This window comes from Rhizocola hellebori (assembly GCF_016862955.1).
Lineage (GTDB): Bacteria > Actinomycetota > Actinomycetes > Mycobacteriales > Micromonosporaceae > Rhizocola > Rhizocola hellebori.
Genome location: NZ_BONY01000005.1, coordinates 109,779 through 124,739, shown reverse-complemented (window position 1 = coordinate 124,739; position 14,961 = coordinate 109,779). Strand labels below are relative to the sequence as shown.

The 14,961-nt window shown below is 67.8% G+C and carries 11 protein-coding genes; 3 read left to right on the top strand and 8 right to left on the bottom strand.

All coding sequences use genetic code 11. From position 1 onward, the window contains the following. Nucleotides 1-68: 68 nt before the first annotated feature. Nucleotides 69-2,228 carry a 3-hydroxyacyl-CoA dehydrogenase NAD-binding domain-containing protein gene (locus Rhe02_RS05435; protein ID WP_239123406.1) on the bottom strand — a complete coding sequence of 720 codons (2,160 nt, stop codon included), beginning with the start codon at nt 2,226-2,228 and terminating at the stop codon, nt 69-71. Nucleotides 2,229-2,236: 8 nt separating this feature from the next. Further along, the gene (locus tag Rhe02_RS05430) at nt 2,237-3,454 is read right to left on the bottom strand and encodes an acetyl-CoA C-acetyltransferase (RefSeq protein ID WP_203906955.1); all 1,218 of its coding nucleotides are present in this window, start codon (nt 3,452-3,454) and stop codon (nt 2,237-2,239) included. A gap of 92 nt (nt 3,455-3,546) precedes the next feature. Between Rhe02_RS05430 and Rhe02_RS05425 the strand changes: the two genes are divergently transcribed. Next, nucleotides 3,547-4,740 (top strand): TetR/AcrR family transcriptional regulator, encoded by a 1,194-nt coding sequence (locus Rhe02_RS05425; protein WP_239123404.1) that lies wholly within the window; start codon nt 3,547-3,549, stop codon nt 4,738-4,740. Nucleotides 4,741-4,744: 4 nt separating this feature from the next. Here the strand turns inward: Rhe02_RS05425 and Rhe02_RS05420 are convergent, their stop codons facing one another. Genes Rhe02_RS05420 through Rhe02_RS05400 form a run of 5 tightly spaced genes read right to left on the bottom strand, consistent with a single transcriptional unit; the run spans nt 4,745 to nt 10,788 of the window. Next, entirely contained in the window at nt 4,745-5,578 is an 834-nt protein-coding gene (locus tag Rhe02_RS05420; RefSeq protein WP_203906953.1) for an oxygenase MpaB family protein, read from the bottom strand. Further along, nucleotides 5,575-6,051: a (2Fe-2S)-binding protein gene (locus Rhe02_RS05415; protein WP_203906952.1), complete on the bottom strand. Its 477-nt coding sequence runs from the start codon at nt 6,049-6,051 to the stop codon at nt 5,575-5,577. The genes Rhe02_RS05420 and Rhe02_RS05415 overlap by 4 nt, the downstream gene beginning before the upstream one ends. 17 nt (nt 6,052-6,068) lie before the next feature. Continuing rightward, a complete protein-coding gene (locus Rhe02_RS05410; RefSeq protein WP_203906951.1) occupies nt 6,069-8,336 on the bottom strand; it encodes a molybdopterin cofactor-binding domain-containing protein in 2,268 nt (755 codons plus the stop codon). Nucleotides 8,337-8,367: 31 nt separating this feature from the next. Next, a complete protein-coding gene (locus tag Rhe02_RS05405; protein ID WP_239123403.1) occupies nt 8,368-9,540 on the bottom strand; it encodes an oxygenase MpaB family protein in 1,173 nt (390 codons plus the stop codon). A 24-nt stretch (nt 9,541-9,564) separates the two neighbouring features. Further along, the gene (locus Rhe02_RS05400; protein ID WP_203906949.1) at nt 9,565-10,788 is read right to left on the bottom strand and encodes an oxygenase MpaB family protein; all 1,224 of its coding nucleotides are present in this window, start codon (nt 10,786-10,788) and stop codon (nt 9,565-9,567) included. Nucleotides 10,789-10,984: 196 nt separating this feature from the next. On the opposite strand from Rhe02_RS05400, the gene Rhe02_RS05395 reads away from it, so the two are divergent. Next, nucleotides 10,985-11,656 carry a TetR/AcrR family transcriptional regulator gene (locus tag Rhe02_RS05395; RefSeq protein ID WP_239123401.1) on the top strand — a complete coding sequence of 224 codons (672 nt, stop codon included), beginning with the start codon at nt 10,985-10,987 and terminating at the stop codon, nt 11,654-11,656. A 170-nt stretch (nt 11,657-11,826) separates the two neighbouring features. Further along, complete coding sequence (locus Rhe02_RS05390; RefSeq protein ID WP_239123399.1) at nt 11,827-13,605, top strand: AMP-dependent synthetase/ligase; 1,779 nt, start codon at nt 11,827-11,829, stop codon at nt 13,603-13,605. Nucleotides 13,606-13,668: 63 nt separating this feature from the next. Here the strand turns inward: Rhe02_RS05390 and Rhe02_RS05385 are convergent, their stop codons facing one another. Beyond that, nucleotides 13,669-14,943 carry an ABC transporter substrate-binding protein gene (locus Rhe02_RS05385; protein ID WP_203906946.1) on the bottom strand — a complete coding sequence of 425 codons (1,275 nt, stop codon included), beginning with the start codon at nt 14,941-14,943 and terminating at the stop codon, nt 13,669-13,671. Nucleotides 14,944-14,961: the final 18 nt, after the last annotated feature.

Genomic DNA, 14,961 nt, shown 5'->3' with positions numbered 1-14,961 from the left:
GCAATAAAGGTTTTGCTTCTCAGGAAAGCCCGGCCAGCGGAGCTTAGCGCTGGCCGGGCATGCCTGGTTTAGCGGAACTCGTCGCCGCTGGCGGCCTTGTCCAGCAACAGTTGCGGGGCGGCGAAACGGACCCCGTAGCGTTCCTGTAGCTCGGCAGCGCGCTTGACAAAGCCGGGCAGCCCGCCAGGGTATTGGTTGACGTATTGCAGCACACCGCCTGTCCAGGCGGGGAAGCCGATGCCGAGGATAGATCCGACGTTGGCATCGGCGACAGAGGTGAGCACGCCCTCCTCGAGACATTTGATGGACTCGAGCGCCTCGGCGAAGAGCATGCGCTCCTTCATGTCTTCGAACGGAATCTCGGTGCCGTTGCCGAAATGCTCGGACAGGCCCGGCCACAGCCCGGCTCGTTTGCCGGTGTCGTCGTAGTCGTAGAAACCGGCGCCGGTGGAGCGGCCACGCCTGCCGAACTCATCGATCATCCTGTCTATGACGAGGTCGGCGGGGTGCGCCAGCCAGGTGCCGCCCGCGGCGCGGACAGCCTCGGCGGTCTCCTGCCTGATTTTGCGGGGCAGGGTGAGGGTGAGCTCGTCCATCAGCGACAGCACAGGCGCCGGGTATCCGGCTTGGGCGCTGGCCTGTTCGATGGAGGAAGGGTTGAGCCCCTCACCGAGCATGCTGATGCCCTCGTTGGTGAAGGTGCCGATGACGCGGCTCGTGAAGAAACCGCGACTGTCGTTGACGACGATCGGCGTCTTGCGGATGAGCGCGACCAGATCCAGTGCCCGCGCAACGGATTCTTCACTGGTGTGCCGGCCCTTGATGATTTCGACGAGCGGCATCTTGTCGACGGGCGAAAAGAAATGCAGCCCGATGAAATCCTCGCGGCGCTTGACTCCCTCGGCCAGCAGGGAGATGGGAAGGGTTGACGTGTTGGAGGCCAGCAGGGCATCCACGGCGACAACATCTTCGATCTCGCTGAACACCTGATGTTTGATGGCAGGGTCTTCGAACACCGCCTCGATGACGATCTCCACGCCGGCGAGGTCGCCCGCAGCCGCTGTCGCCGTGATGCGCTCCAGCAGGGCCGCACCGGCCTCCGCGGTGGACCGGCCGCGAGCAACCGCCTTTTCCACCAGGCGACGCGAATAATCCTTGCCCTTTTCCGCGCTTTCGACAGTGACATCCTTGAGTACGACGGCAAGCCCCGCCTTGGCGCAGACGTAAGCGATGGCGGCTCCCATCATGCCTGCGCCAAGGACCCCCACCCGGGCGGGCTTGCGCGGGGTGTGCGACGCGGGCCTGGGCCGGTTGTTGACTTCCTGCATGTCGAAGAAGAACGCCTTGATCATGTTCTTGGCGACCGGCCCGATCATGAGGTTGACCAGGTAGCGGCTTTCCAAGGTGAGCGCGGTGTCGACGTCGACCTGCGTGCTCTCCACCGCGGCGGCCAGGATGGCCCGCGGCGCGGGGTAAGGGGCGCCCTTGAGTTCCTTGCGAAGGTGCGCCGGGAACGAGGGCAACATCGCCGCCAGCGACGGCGTGGTGGCTGAGCCGCCCGGGATCCTCCACCCCTTGGCCGCCCACGGCTGCGCAGCCTCCGGGCCGCTGCGGATCCAGGCCCGCGCGGCCTGCAAGAGCTGGTCGGGTGCGATCACCTCGTGCACCAGGCCCAGTTGCGCCGCGGCCGCCGGGCGCAGGCGCTGCCCCTTGAGCAGAAGCTCGGTCAGCGCGGTGGCCAGGCCCAGCATGCGCACCGTCCGCACGATCCCGCCGCCACCGGGCAGCAGCCCCAGCGTCACCTCGGGGAAGCCGAGCTCGATGCGCGCGTCGTCGGCGACGATGCGCCGGTGACAGGCCAGCGCGATCTCCAGCCCGCCGCCCAGCGCCGAGCCGTTGATGGCCGCAACCACCGGTATACCAAGGGTTTCCAGCCGCCGCAGCTGTCCTTTGGCCGCCTCGACGTGACCGAAGACCTCGGCAGCGGTCTCCGGGGTGGCCAGGCGCAGCATGTCGAGGTCGCCGCCGGCGAAGAAGGTTTTCTTGGCGGAGGTGAGGATGACGCCGGTGATGCTGTCGCGCTCGGCGGCCAGACGCTCCAGTGTGGACGCCATGCTCTGGGTGTAAATGAGGTTCATGGTGTTGGCGCCACGGGTGGGGTCGTCCATCGTCAGCGTCACGATGCCGTCGGCGTCGCGGTCCCATCCGATCATGTTCTGCTCAGTCATCCGTGTCCTCACACCCGCTCGATGATGGTCGCGATGCCCATGCCGCCGCCGACGCACAGGGTCGCCATGCCGTAACGCTTTTCGCGGCGCTCCAGCTCGTCCAGGAGCGAGCCGAGGATCATCGCGCCGGTCGCGCCCAGCGGATGACCCATGGCGATGGCGCCGCCGTTGACGTTGACTCGGTCCAGCGACAGGCCCATGTCGCTGACGAAGTGCAGCACGACCGCCGCGAACGCCTCGTTAATCTCCACTAGGTCGATGTCGTCGACGGTCAGCCCGGCCTTGGCCAGCGCCTTGCGGCAGGCGGGCGCGGGCCCGGTCAGCATGATTGTCGAGTCGGCGCCGGACAGCGCCGTGGCCACGATGCGGCCACGAGCCCGCAGCCCGGCCGCTTCGCCGGTGCGTTCGTTGCCGATGAGCATCAGCGACGCGCCATCGACGATGCCGGAGGAGTTGCCCGCGGTGTGGACGTGGTTTATCCGCTCGACCCAGTGGTAGCGCTGCAGGGCGACGGCATCGAAGCCGCCGAGCTCGCCGATGCTGGCGAACGACGCGGGCAAGGCCCCGAGCGTCTCCACGGTCGTGCCCGGTCGCACGTGCTCGTCGCGGTCGAGGACGGTCACGCCGTTGCGATCGCGTACCGGTACCACCGACTTGGCGAAGTGCCCGTTGGCCCAGGCTTTGGCGGCCCGTTCCTGGGAGAGCGCCGCGTAGCGATCGACATCCTCGCGGCCCAGGCCGTCCATGGTGGCGATGAGGTCGGCGCTGACGCCCTGCGGCACGAATCGGCTGTCGTAGTTGGTTTCCGGATCCATCGCCCAGGCCCCGCCGTCAGAGCCCATCTTGACCCGCGACATGGACTCGACTCCCCCGGCGAGCACCAGGTCTTCCCAGCCGGAGCGGACCTTCTGCGCGGCGATGTTGACCGCTTCCAGGCCGGACGCGCAGAAGCGGTTGAGCTGGACGCCGGCGACCGTTTCCGGATACCCGGCGGCGATCGCTGCGGTCTTGGCAATGTCGGAACCCTGCTCCCCCACCGGCGAGACGACACCGAGCACGATGTCGTCCACGAGCGCCGGGTCGAGCCCGGGGTTTCGGTGGCGGATCTCGCCGAGCAGCCCGGTCATCAGCGATATGGGCTTGATGCCGTGCAGCGCCCCGTTGGGCTTGCCCTTTCCCCGCGGGGTTCGGATCGCGTCGAATATATACGCCTCGTCGGCAGGCATGTCACACCTCCATGCGAATTTCGGTTAACTTTCCTAGCCTGCTGGGGGCTGTGTCAAGATGGCGTACGACACTGGCGGTGAGAGGACGGGAAGTGACGGCACGACCAGCGCTGGATCCCCCGGCACCGGCGAAGCGCCCCAAGGATCGCAAGGCGCAGATCGCGCTGGCCGCGGCGGAGCTGTTCTGTGAACGCGGGTACCACAGCGTGGGCATCGACGACATCGCCGCCGTCGTCGGCATCAGCGGCCCCGCCATCTACAACCACTTCCCCAACAAGTACGCGATGCTGCGACACGCGACGCGGGAGCTTTCCGACGCCCTACTGGCCGCAACCGTTGCGCCCCAGGAGGATTCAACCCCGAGAGACCGCCTCGACGCCATCCTGGCCGACCTGGTCCAGCTCGGCGTGCAGCGGCGCAAGGTGGGCGGGCTCTACCAGTGGGAGGGCCGCTACCTCGGGCCCGAAGACCAGGCACAGCTGCGCCACGACGCGAGAACAGTCATCAATCGGCTGGCCGTCCCGCTGCGGGCGATCCGCCCCGAGCTCGACACCCACCAGGCGCGGCTGCTGGCCCGGGGGGTGCTGAGCCTGGTGGGCAGCCTGTCCACACACCGCGCGGTCATCGCGCCGGCAAGGGCGCAGGAGCTGCTCGGCGCCGCCGGTTGGCGGTTGCTGAACGCCAAGCTGGCCGAGGTGCCGACGGCCGCGGGCCGCCGCCCAGCAGTGGAGGCCGGCCTGCGCTCACGGCGGGAAACCATCATGGCCGAGGCGCTGCGCCTGTTTCACCTCAACGGCTATCACGCGGTGACGATGGAGGACATCGCCGCCGCGTCGGGCACCCGGGCGTCCAGCCTTTACCGGCACTTCTCTTCCAAGAGCGAGCTGCTGGCCGCCGTCTACTACCGGGCGGCCGACCGGGTGGCGGCCACCACGGCCGCCGCACTCACCGCGGCGACGGATCCCGCCGACGCCCTTGCCCGGCTGGTGGACTCCTATGTCGACCTGGTGTTCGGGCAGAGCGACCTGGTGGCGGTGTACCAGGCGGAAAACACAAACCTGCCCGAGGACGACCGGCACGAGCTGCGGCGCGCCCAGCGCTCCCACGTCGAGGAGTGGGTGCGGGTGCTGAGCATGCAGCAGCCCGATCTGGGCACGGCCGACTGCCGGGTGCTGGCCCACGGCGCGCTGAACCTCATCGCCGATCTGGGCCGCGCCGTGCGTTTCGACGAACGCGGCGGCGCGGACAGGGTGATCGCCGCGCTCGCCCTCGATCTGCTCGGCTGAGCTTTCACACCAACGGTTTGCCACTGCGGATGCGGCGGCGCACGTCCCAGAGGACGGCATTGAACGGGAACCGGCGCAGCGGTCCCGGCAGGATCCGGTAGAACAGCGCCGTCGCTTTGATCATGCGGTCGAACCGGCGTTGCTGGCGCGCGCTCCACCGCAAACCCATGCGCTCGCGGAAAGGCGGTGGCAGAAACCCGATCGCGGTGAAGCGATGAAATGGTCCTAATAGGACGCTCATCGGCCGGGCGGCGTAGCGCAGCAGCATGATCTGTTCGAGGTGCTCACGGACCGGGTCGTCGAAGCGGATCCGTTCCAGCTGCGCATTCCAGTAATCTTCGAACGCGGCGCGATCCGGCGGCCAGCGCTCGGGCTTGAGCTGCAACGTGGTGCCCAGGCGGGAGCAGACCTGGTAGAGCGCCTCCGCCTCGGCATCGGTGAGCGGACCCACGAACAGGCGATGGGTGTCGGCGAACCCGCGATACAGGCACGCCGCCACCCACAGCTGCAGATCCTGATCGAAGGCGTTATATGTCACCGGGCTGGATTCTGTGCTGCGCACCGGGGCGTGGGAACGGTCGACCGCCCGGCGGTAGAGCCTGCGCTCCTCATCGGTGCCGATGGCGGCCACCGCCAGATAGGCCAGCGTGGTCCGCGTCCGCTTGACCGGGTGCAGGAAGAGCTTGCCACTGTCGACAGTGCTTTCCACCACGCCGTATCCGACCTCGGGCCGGGCCAGCTGCATGATGACGTTCGCCGTCCCGCCCAGCAGACCGGCGCCCAGCATCGCCGCCTCCAGCAGCTGCTCGGGCGTTCTTTCCACGGCTACGGTTCTCACATGTTCCTCGCCCCGGCCTTGATGGCTTCCCTGATCCGAAAGTAGGTGCCGCATCGGCAGATGTTGCGCAGACTGTCGAGGTCGGCGTCGGTGATGGCGCGGCCCTGCGCGGCGGCCCGCCTGACCAGATCCACGGCCGCCATGATCTGGCCGGGCTGGCAGTATCCACATTGGACAACATCCTGGTCGAGCCAGGCCTGCTGCATGGGATGCAGCTCCCGGCCGACGGTGGCGGCCAGGCCCTCGATGGTGGTGACCTCATCGGCCGGCCGCAGCTCACCCACCGGGATGGCACACGGGCTCACCGCCACCCCGTTGAGGTGGCTGGTGCACGCCTTGCACACGTTCACCCCACAACCGTACTTCGGGCCGGTGATGCCCAGGATGTCGCGCAAAACCCACAGCAGGCGCACGTCATCGGCGACGTCGACGGTGACCTGCTCGCCGTTGACGCGGAAGGTGTGCTCGGGCAATGCAATCTCCTCCTTCTTCAGCGGGCGGCGGTGGCGCCGTCGATCGGGGACGCCGGGATCGGCGGGACGGTGGGTTTGGGGACGAAGGAAAGCGTGGCGTGATTGATCGGGAAGGTGGTGGGCATGACGCCGGTCGCGCGGCCGTAGGCGCATGCCACCGCCGCCACCGATGCCGCGACGCCCAACTCGCCTGCCCCACCCGGGTTCTCCGACGTGCTCGGCATGACGATGATCTTAAGATCGGGCGGAGTGTTCCACTGCCGGGTGTAGAAGTAGTTGTCCCAGCTGGATTCGAGGAAGTATCCGTCGCGCAGGTGCAGACCGGAGGTCAGCGCCAGCGCGATGCCGTCCATGATGCCGCCCATCATCTGCGCCTCCAGACCGCGCGGGTTGACGGCGAGGCCGACGTCCACGGCGAACACCACCCTGGTGACCCGCGGCCCGGCCACCCCATCGCGGATCGGCCGGTTGACGGTCTCGGGCCGGCAGTCGATTTCCACCAGTGCGGCGCTGACACTCTTGTACTCGGCGTGAAACGCGATGCCCTGCGCCATGCCGGCCGGCATCGCCCGGCCCCAGTTGCCGACCTGGGCCACCTTCTCCAGCACCGCCTTGGCGCGGTCGTCACGCAGATACGCCCGCCGCATCTGGTACGGGTCGCGCCCCCGCCGCGCGGCGAGCTGATCGACCATCAGCTCCCGGGCGCAGGCCACATCGGGCGAGTACACGTTGCGCATGCTGCCGGTGTTGAAGCCCTTGTCCACCTCACTCAGCAGCCGGCTGTTGAGCCCGAACTCGTAGGGCATGTTCTGGCTGAGCTGGAAGAAGGTTTCCGCGAAACCGATGTCGCCCACGGGAAGCTGAGCGGCGAAAGCAGTGATGATCTCGCCCAGCCCGTGGCCCAGATCGGTGGCCACGCTGGTGTGCCGCTGCGTGTAGCTCAGCACGGCGTCGCCGAGATAGGCGATGCGCACCCGGGAGGTGGCCATCGGGTGGGCGCGGCCCTGGCGGAAGTCGTCGGCGCGATGCCACATGAGCTTGACCGGCTTGCCGATCCGCTGCGACACCTCGGCCGCTTCGAGCGCGGCGTCGAAGAAAAGCTTGCGCCCGAAGGATCCGCCGCCCTCGGCCACATGCACCGTCACCCGGCCCACCGGCAGCCCGAGCCTGGCGGCGATGGTTTCCTGGGCGACGATGGGCGACTTGAGCGCCGACCAGATCTCGGCCCGATCGGCTCGTACATCGGCGATGGCGCAGTTGGGTTCCACCGCGCCGTTGCTGCGGAAGTGGAAGGTGAATTTGCCTTCCACCACCGGGGTCGGCGGCCGCAGCCCGAGCGGAATCTCGGCCAGCTCCAGCTCTCGCAGCACGCTGGCGTCGGACTTGCCCTCCGCGGTGCCGGCCCGCCAGGTGACCCGCAGGGCGCGAACGGCGTCGATGCATTGGCCGAAGGTCTGTGCCCGCACCGCGACACCGGTGGCGATGGTAACGACATCGGTCACTCCGGCCATGGCGCGTACCTCGGCCAGGTTGGCCACCGAACCCACCTTGCCGTTGATGGTCGGCGGCCGGCAGACCATGGTGGGCAACGCGCCGGGGACGGCGAGATCCATGGCGAACTTCTTGCGCCCGGTCACCGCCTCCAGCGCGTCGATGCGGTTGGTGGGCCTGCCGATGACAGTGAAACTCTCGCGCGGCGTGAGCTCCACGGCCACCTGGCCGGTCTGCGCGCTTGCCGCCCGCTGTGCCAGCGCGCCGATGTCGACGCCGCGCCCGGAGCGGTCGGTGACCACCCCGGCGGCCAGAGTGAGGTCGCCGGGCGCAGCGCCGAGCACGCCGGCCGCGGCTTGCAGCAGGCGGCTGCGGGCGATCGCGGCCGCGACCCGGATCGGGGTATAGGTGGCGATGGTGGTGTTGGAGCCGCCGGTGAGCTGGTTGAAAAGCAGCTCCGGCCGGGCGTCGGCCAGCGTTATCCTTACCCGGCTCAGCGGCACCGAAAGCTCTTCGGCGATCAGCATCGCCGAGGAGGTGGTGATGCCCTGCCCCACTTCGGCCCGCGGCAACGCGAACGACACCGTGCCGTCCGCGTTGACCGCGACCGAGATGAGCCCGGAGGTGGGCAAGGCCGCAACGGTCATCAGGTCGTTGAGATCCAGCAGCTCGGTGATTTCCGCGGAGGGTACCGCGGCGCTCGCGGGGGCCAGGCTCAGCTCGGCCGCGGTCACCAGAGTGGGAGCGGCCAGCACGTATCCCAGGAACCGCCGCCGTCCTATGTGCTCACTCATCTTCCATCCGATCCGTTGCGTCATCTACTGATCAGCTGGGCCGGTTGCCCGTCGGAATCACAATCTTTGTTTCCCTGCCCTTGGTGAGGAAGAACAGGATGTACTGGCGCAGGGCCTCGTCGATGACCCAAGCCATCTCGGGCACGAGCGGCAGCGGGACCAACCCCTCGCGGAACCTCACCAGGATCGGCCACACGTTGCGGATCACCGACTCCCACACCCATTCGTGCGGGATCTGGTCCCAGTCGGCCACCTGGTCGCCGACCAGGAATCGGCCCAGCGCGTTGCACAGCGGCCGGCTGATGCTGCCCGGGCTGGTCTGCTCGGCCAGCTGGCCGAGCAGGATGTCGGTCAGCTCGACGCCCTCACGGGTCGGCCCCATGTTGGGCGGCAGCACCTGATCCGACTGGGCGTAGGCGGCTTCCCAGGTGGCCGGGATGAACTCGTCGCGGACGCCGAGCATGTGCACGGTCACCTGCCAGGAGTGCAGGTAGGCGTCCGCGTCGGCGGCGCTGATCGGCACCCGCCACTCGCGCAGCTTGCGCATCGCGAAGGTGGCCAGGGTGTGCCAGGTGACCAGGATGTCGGTCTGGCTGATCGGGATTCCGCTTGTCCAATGTGGAGACTGTTGCAGCAGATGGCGGACACCCGCGTGCACCAGACGTGTCTTCACCGAGTTGACGATGCAGTTGCCGTCGGGCCGGTAAGCGTTGAGCGATCCGACCGCGAAGCCGAGGATGCTGGTCTTGGCGACCCGGTCCTCCATGTTCGCGCCGCCGGCCGAGTAGTAGACCGCCCGCGCCTCCTTGGGGATGGCGGTGCTGAGCATCCCGCCACCGACGCCGTTGAGCAGATTGAGGTAGAACCCGCGTGACTTGTTGAACTCCGCCGCGAGTTCCAGCTTGCGCTGGTCGGCCCACGACGGCAGCTGACGCGCCCCGTCAATGAACGCGACCAGGTCGGCGGGAAGCCCCGCGGGCAGCGGCTGGTCGTTGCGGGTCCAGTTCCACAGCAGACGGTTCACCTCCGGCACGGCCCCACGGTCGAGCAGCGAGGCCACCAGCGGGTCGGCTTCGGCGTCCCACACCCAGCGTGGGTCCAGCCCGGTGGGCGGGCCGATGCCGGCCTGGGCCGCGGCCCCGATCCCGAGTGCGCCAAGTGCTCCCAGGGCGCCGCCCGAGATCAACACCTGGCGCCTGCTCATCTCCGACACGATTGAAACCTTTCTCTACGTTGGGCGGTTGGTCAGGGGGATTTCGATGCTGATCGGCCGGGCGTTGGACAGGAACAGCAGAGCCGCCTTGCGGATGAACTCGTCGAACAGCCAGTAGGCCGCCGGTGCCAGCGGGAAGGGCAACAGCCCTTCGCGTACCGCGATGAAAGGCCGCCACGCGACGTTGAGCAGCGTCTCCCACACGGGCTCGCGCGGGATGCTTAGCCAGCCGGCGATCTGATCGCCGAGCATGTACCGGGTGAACGCGCCCAGGATCGGTTTGGAAAGAATGCCGGCGTCGACCGGCGTACCCAGGCTGAGCAAAATATCGGAAAGCCTGACCCCTTCGGGCGTCGGCGCCAGCACCGGGGTGAGCACCTGAGCGGCCTGGCTGTTGGCCTCGGCCCACGAAGCGGGGATGTATTCGTCGCGCACGCCGAGCATGTGCGCGGCGACCTGCCACGAGTGCAGGAAGCCGTCGGACTCGGCGGCCGGGATCGGCACTCCCCACGCCTGCAGCTTCTGCATCACCGTGGTGGGCAGGCTGTGCCAGGTGACCATGATGTCGCGCTGGCTGATCGGGATCTGTTCGTCGGCAACCGGTGTCCAGTAAGGCGACTGGGGCAGCAGATGGCGCACGGCAGCATGCACGAGCCGGGTCTTGACACAGGTGACGATCATTTCGCCGTCGGCCTGGTAGGCGTTGAGCGCGCCGACGTCGTAGCCGAGCTTCGCGGTCTTGGAGATGCGGTCCTTCATGTCCGCGCCGCCCTGCGAGTAGTAGACCGCACGCGCTTCATGGGGGATGACCGTGCTCATCATGCCGCTGGCCAGACCGTAGAGCACGCCGAGGTAAAGCCCTCGCTTGGTGTTGAACTCGACCGCCTTGGCCAGCTTGCGCTGGTCTGTCCACGACGGAAGCTGGCGGGCGCTCTCCATGAAGTCGCGAAGGTCCGCCGGCAGCCCGGCCGGAAGCGGCTGGCTGTTTCTCTTCCAGGTGCGCAGGAGTTCGTTGACCCGGGGCACATCGCCCCGGTCGATCAGCGAGGCGACCACCGGGTCGGCCTCGGGGTCCCACACCCATCTCGGGTCGGCGCCTGCTCCCGTTCCTGCCACGGATCCCTGCGGGGCCCATGTCCACGGCGCCTTCGCGTGCGCGGGCGCGGCGACGCTCAGCGCGCCGATCGCCCCCAGGGCACCACCGGCTTTGAGCACGTTGCGCCTTTGAATTTTGTCCATGCCTTTTCTCCTCCGCTCCTCCTAGTCGAAGCCGAGCGCATTGACTGATACGATGATACGGATGTTGCATCCGTGTTTCATCCATGACACCACAACGCATTCGCCACCACAAGGGCCTCAAGGAGGTAAAGGTGGAACTTTGTGAATGCCCGACATCGGGCGACCTTGAGGCACAATGGATCCACAGGAGGTGATCGTGGAACCTGCGCCACCCGTGCTGATCGCACCGTCCGGTTCGGAGTCGCTGCTGGAGCGCGCCTTCGTCGACGCCATCGAGGGAGTCGGCGACACCGACGAGGCCCGCACCCGCATCCTCGACGCGGCCTATGTGCAGTTCTCCAAGATGGGGATTCTGCGCTCCACCATGGAGGATGTGGCGCGGCGGGCGGGCGTTTCGCGCATCACCGTGTACAGGCGCTTCGCCACCAAGGACGCCCTCGTCGAGCATGTCATCCGCCGCGAGTTCCGCCGCTACTTCGACCAGTTCCTCATCGACATCGAGCAGGCCGACAACGCCGCCGACCGGGTGGTGCTCGGGTTTGTCAGCTCACTGCGGGCCATCCGCGGCAACCCGCTCATCGGCGGGCTGATCGCGGCCGAACCCGACCTGCTGCTGCCGTCGATGATCAATGACGGCGGGCAGACCCTTGCCGCGGTGAGGCAGTTCGTCGCCGGGCAGCTGCGGGCCGAGCAGCGAGCCGGCAACATGGCCAAGGATCTGGATCCCAATCTGGTGGCAGAGCTGATGGTTCGGGTGTCCGCGTCCTTCCTGACCATCCCCAGCCAGATCATCGACCTCGACGACGACGAGCAGCTGGCTGCGGTGGCACGCCAGTTTCTGGTGCCGATGCTGAGGTCGGCCCCTTAGCCCGTATTCACAGGGCGTGTCCAGACTTTTTTCGCGCTGGAACAGCTCCTCTTCCTAATAAGTTAACCGGGAGTTACATTCGACGCACATGCGTCCGATCGGTGGAGGAGGCCGTTTTCGTGGAGGGCAGTATGGATCTGGCTCAGCGTTGTGCGGATAAGGCCGCAGGCATGACGATTCCCGAGCTTCTGCACCGCAACGCCGTGAGCTACCCCGATCTCCCGGCCTTGAGCACCTTCGGCGGCGAGACCTCGCTGACGTGGCGGGAGATGCGCGACGGCGTCGCCGTCCTGGCCCGTGGCCTGGCCGAGCTCGGGGTCGGCTGGGGCGATCGGGTCATCATGATGATGCCGGGCCGGGTCGAGCACTGGCTCGTCGACCTGGCCGCCGTGCACCTGGGGGCGATCCCGTGCACGGCCTATGCGACATTGAGCCCCACCCAGTTGCGCTATCTGGCCGAACACAGCGGGGCGAAACTGCTTGTCCTCAACGGCGAAGCCGAATGGCAGAAGTGGCAGAGCGCGCTTGAGGGCCTGCCGCACCCGCCGCACATCGTCATCGTCGACGAGGAGGCCGAGATCCCGGGAACCACGTCGCTGGGCGCGGTCATGGCCCGTGGCGGCATCGCCCACGCCAACGATCCGTCCGCCTTCGAGACACAGTGGCGGCAGGTGCGCGCCGACCACCCGGTCACGCTGCTCTACACCTCGGGCACCACCGGCGACCCCAAAGGGGTGCTGCTGAGCCATCACAACGTCATTTACCAGTGTGTGGTACTGGAAGCGACGGTGAACATGCCGGCCCACCCGCGCACTCTGGCCTATCTACCGCTGGCGCACATCGCCGAGAGGGTGCTCGGCATCTACAACCTCATCTACCGCACCGGGCACGCCACCATCCTCGCCGACCCGGCTCAGCTGGTGGCAGCGCTGCGCGCGGTGAAGCCGAATTCGTTCTTCGGCGTGCCCCGGGTGTGGGAGAAGATGGCCGCCGGGGTGCAGGCCCAGCTCGGCAACGTCGAGCCGGCCGTGCGCGAGGCTTTCGCCACCGCCTCGGCGCTGGCGCGCGACAGCTACCTCGCCCGATCGGAAGGCAAGACCCTTACCGAGGAACAAGCCGCGGCTCTGGCCACATTGGACGCCGCTGTGCTGCGCCCGATGCGCGCCATGCTCGGGCTCGACGAGATGGTGTGGGCCGGCAGCGGCGCCGCGCCGATTCCCGTGGAGGTGCTGCTGTTCCTGGCCGGCATGGGCGTCGACGTGCTGGAGGTGTGGGGCATGACCGAAACCACCGGCACCGCCACCATCAACACGCCGTCGGCGTTTCGGCCCGGCTCGGTGGGGCGTATCAACGCCGGCATGGCACTGCGCCTGCTCGACGATGGCGAGATTCAGGTCCGCGGGCCGTTGGTGTGCATGGGCTATCTGCGCGCCGACGGCGGCATCGAGCCCATCGTCGACGCGGAGGGCTGGCTGTCCACCGGCGATGTGGGCGCGCTCGACGACGAGGGCTACCTCACCATCACCGACCGCAAGAAGGAACTCATCATCAACTCCAGCGGGAAGAACATCTCCCCCGCCCAGATCGAGAACCTGCTGCGTGCCTACCCGCTGATCGGGCAGGCAGTCGCGATCGGCGACCGGCGGCCTTACCTGACGGCGCTGATCGTGCTCGACGAGGAGGTCGCCCCGCTGTGGGCCGCCTCGCAGGGCCTCGCCGAGCGAAGCCTGCCCGGCCTGGCCGCACATCCCGCGCTGCACGCGGCCATCACCTCGGCGGTGGCCGAGGTGAACGAGAAGCTGTCACGCCCCGAGCAGATCAAGCGGTTCCGCATCATGCCTGCGGCGTGGACGCCGGAAACCGGTGAGCTGACACCGACGCTCAAGCTACGCCGGCGTGCCATCTCCCAGCAGCACGAGACACTGATCGACGAGATGTACGCCGACTGAGCATCCACATAGGGGTGTTGGCCGGGCTGGAATTCCAGCCCGGCCAACGCTTTGCTGTTTGGACTACTTGACGTAGCAGGGTTTGGTGGGCGTGAACGCCTTCGCTGTCGGCCCGGTGAACATCTCCTTGACCAGCGTGATGCCGGTGGCGGCGGACTTGTCCGGCTTGCTGATGCCGGTGTTCTTCGGCGCGGTGGCGGGCCCGCCCGCGTAGTTGCCGGACTCGGGCGGCAACATGTCCTCGAAGTCGACCCGGGTCAGCGACTTGGCCGCCGCGGCGAACCCGGCGCGGGTCAGGTCACCGTTGGCCACCGCCTTCTCCAGCGCCGCCTTCAGCGGATAGGAGGAGGCCCAGCCGGTGGTGAGCCCGTCGTTGATGGAAGCCGGTTTGCCCAGCGTCTCGCGCATCGCCTGGTGGCCGGGGCTGTTGGCGTTCCACGGTGCCAGGCCGCCCGACTGCAGGTACAGCGCGGCCAGCGCGGGCGCGGCGGGGCTCGCGTTGAGCTGCGCCACCCAGGTCGGGCCCAGGCCGATGAACCTGCCCTTGAAGCCTTGCGCGGCAGCGCCTCCGACGATGGCCGCGTTCTCGGTAGGCCCGACGGCGAGGATGACGACATCGGGCTTGCCCGCGACGATGGCCGCCACGGCCGCGGCCTGCTTGTCCTGGCCCTGCCCGGTGACCACATCGGTGAAGGTCAAGCCCGCCTTCTCGGCGGCAAACTTTACGCCGAAGGCGGAGTCGTCGCCGTAGTCGCCCGGCCAGTGCACGGCCATCGCGCTCTTCGCAGACCAGGTTTCCTTAGCGTAGTCCACGTCGTTCATGGACTCGACGCAGTAGTTGGCCGCAGTCTCCAGCATCACGTCCTCGAAGAGGAAGCCGGAGGAGAACGCGCCCGGCACCGCGATGACGTTGTTGGACTTCATGTCCGGCAGGATGGCCGCGGTGGTGGGTGAGCCGAAGGTGAGGCCCAGCGCCAGCACCTTGGATTTGATTTCCTGGTAGGCCTGATTGTGGGTCTGCGGGTCGTACTTGCTGTCCTTGACGTAGCTGGTGGCATCGACCTCATATTTCCCGGCGATGCCGCCGTTGGCGTTGACCCGCTTCCAGAACCCTTTGACGCCCTCGGCGGCCGTGACGCCAAGGGCGGCGACCGGGCCGGTGAGGTCGGAGAGCACGCCGAGATAGATGCAGCCCTTCTTCGGGTCGACCGCAGCGGGACAGGCCTGCGACGTCACCCCGACATCGGACTTGATGGTGGTATCGGACGGGGCCGGACTCTGTGTCCGGCATCCCGCCAGAGCAGCGACGGCGACAAGTAACGCGGCCACTCTTCTCATGGGATGGTCCTTTCTGGT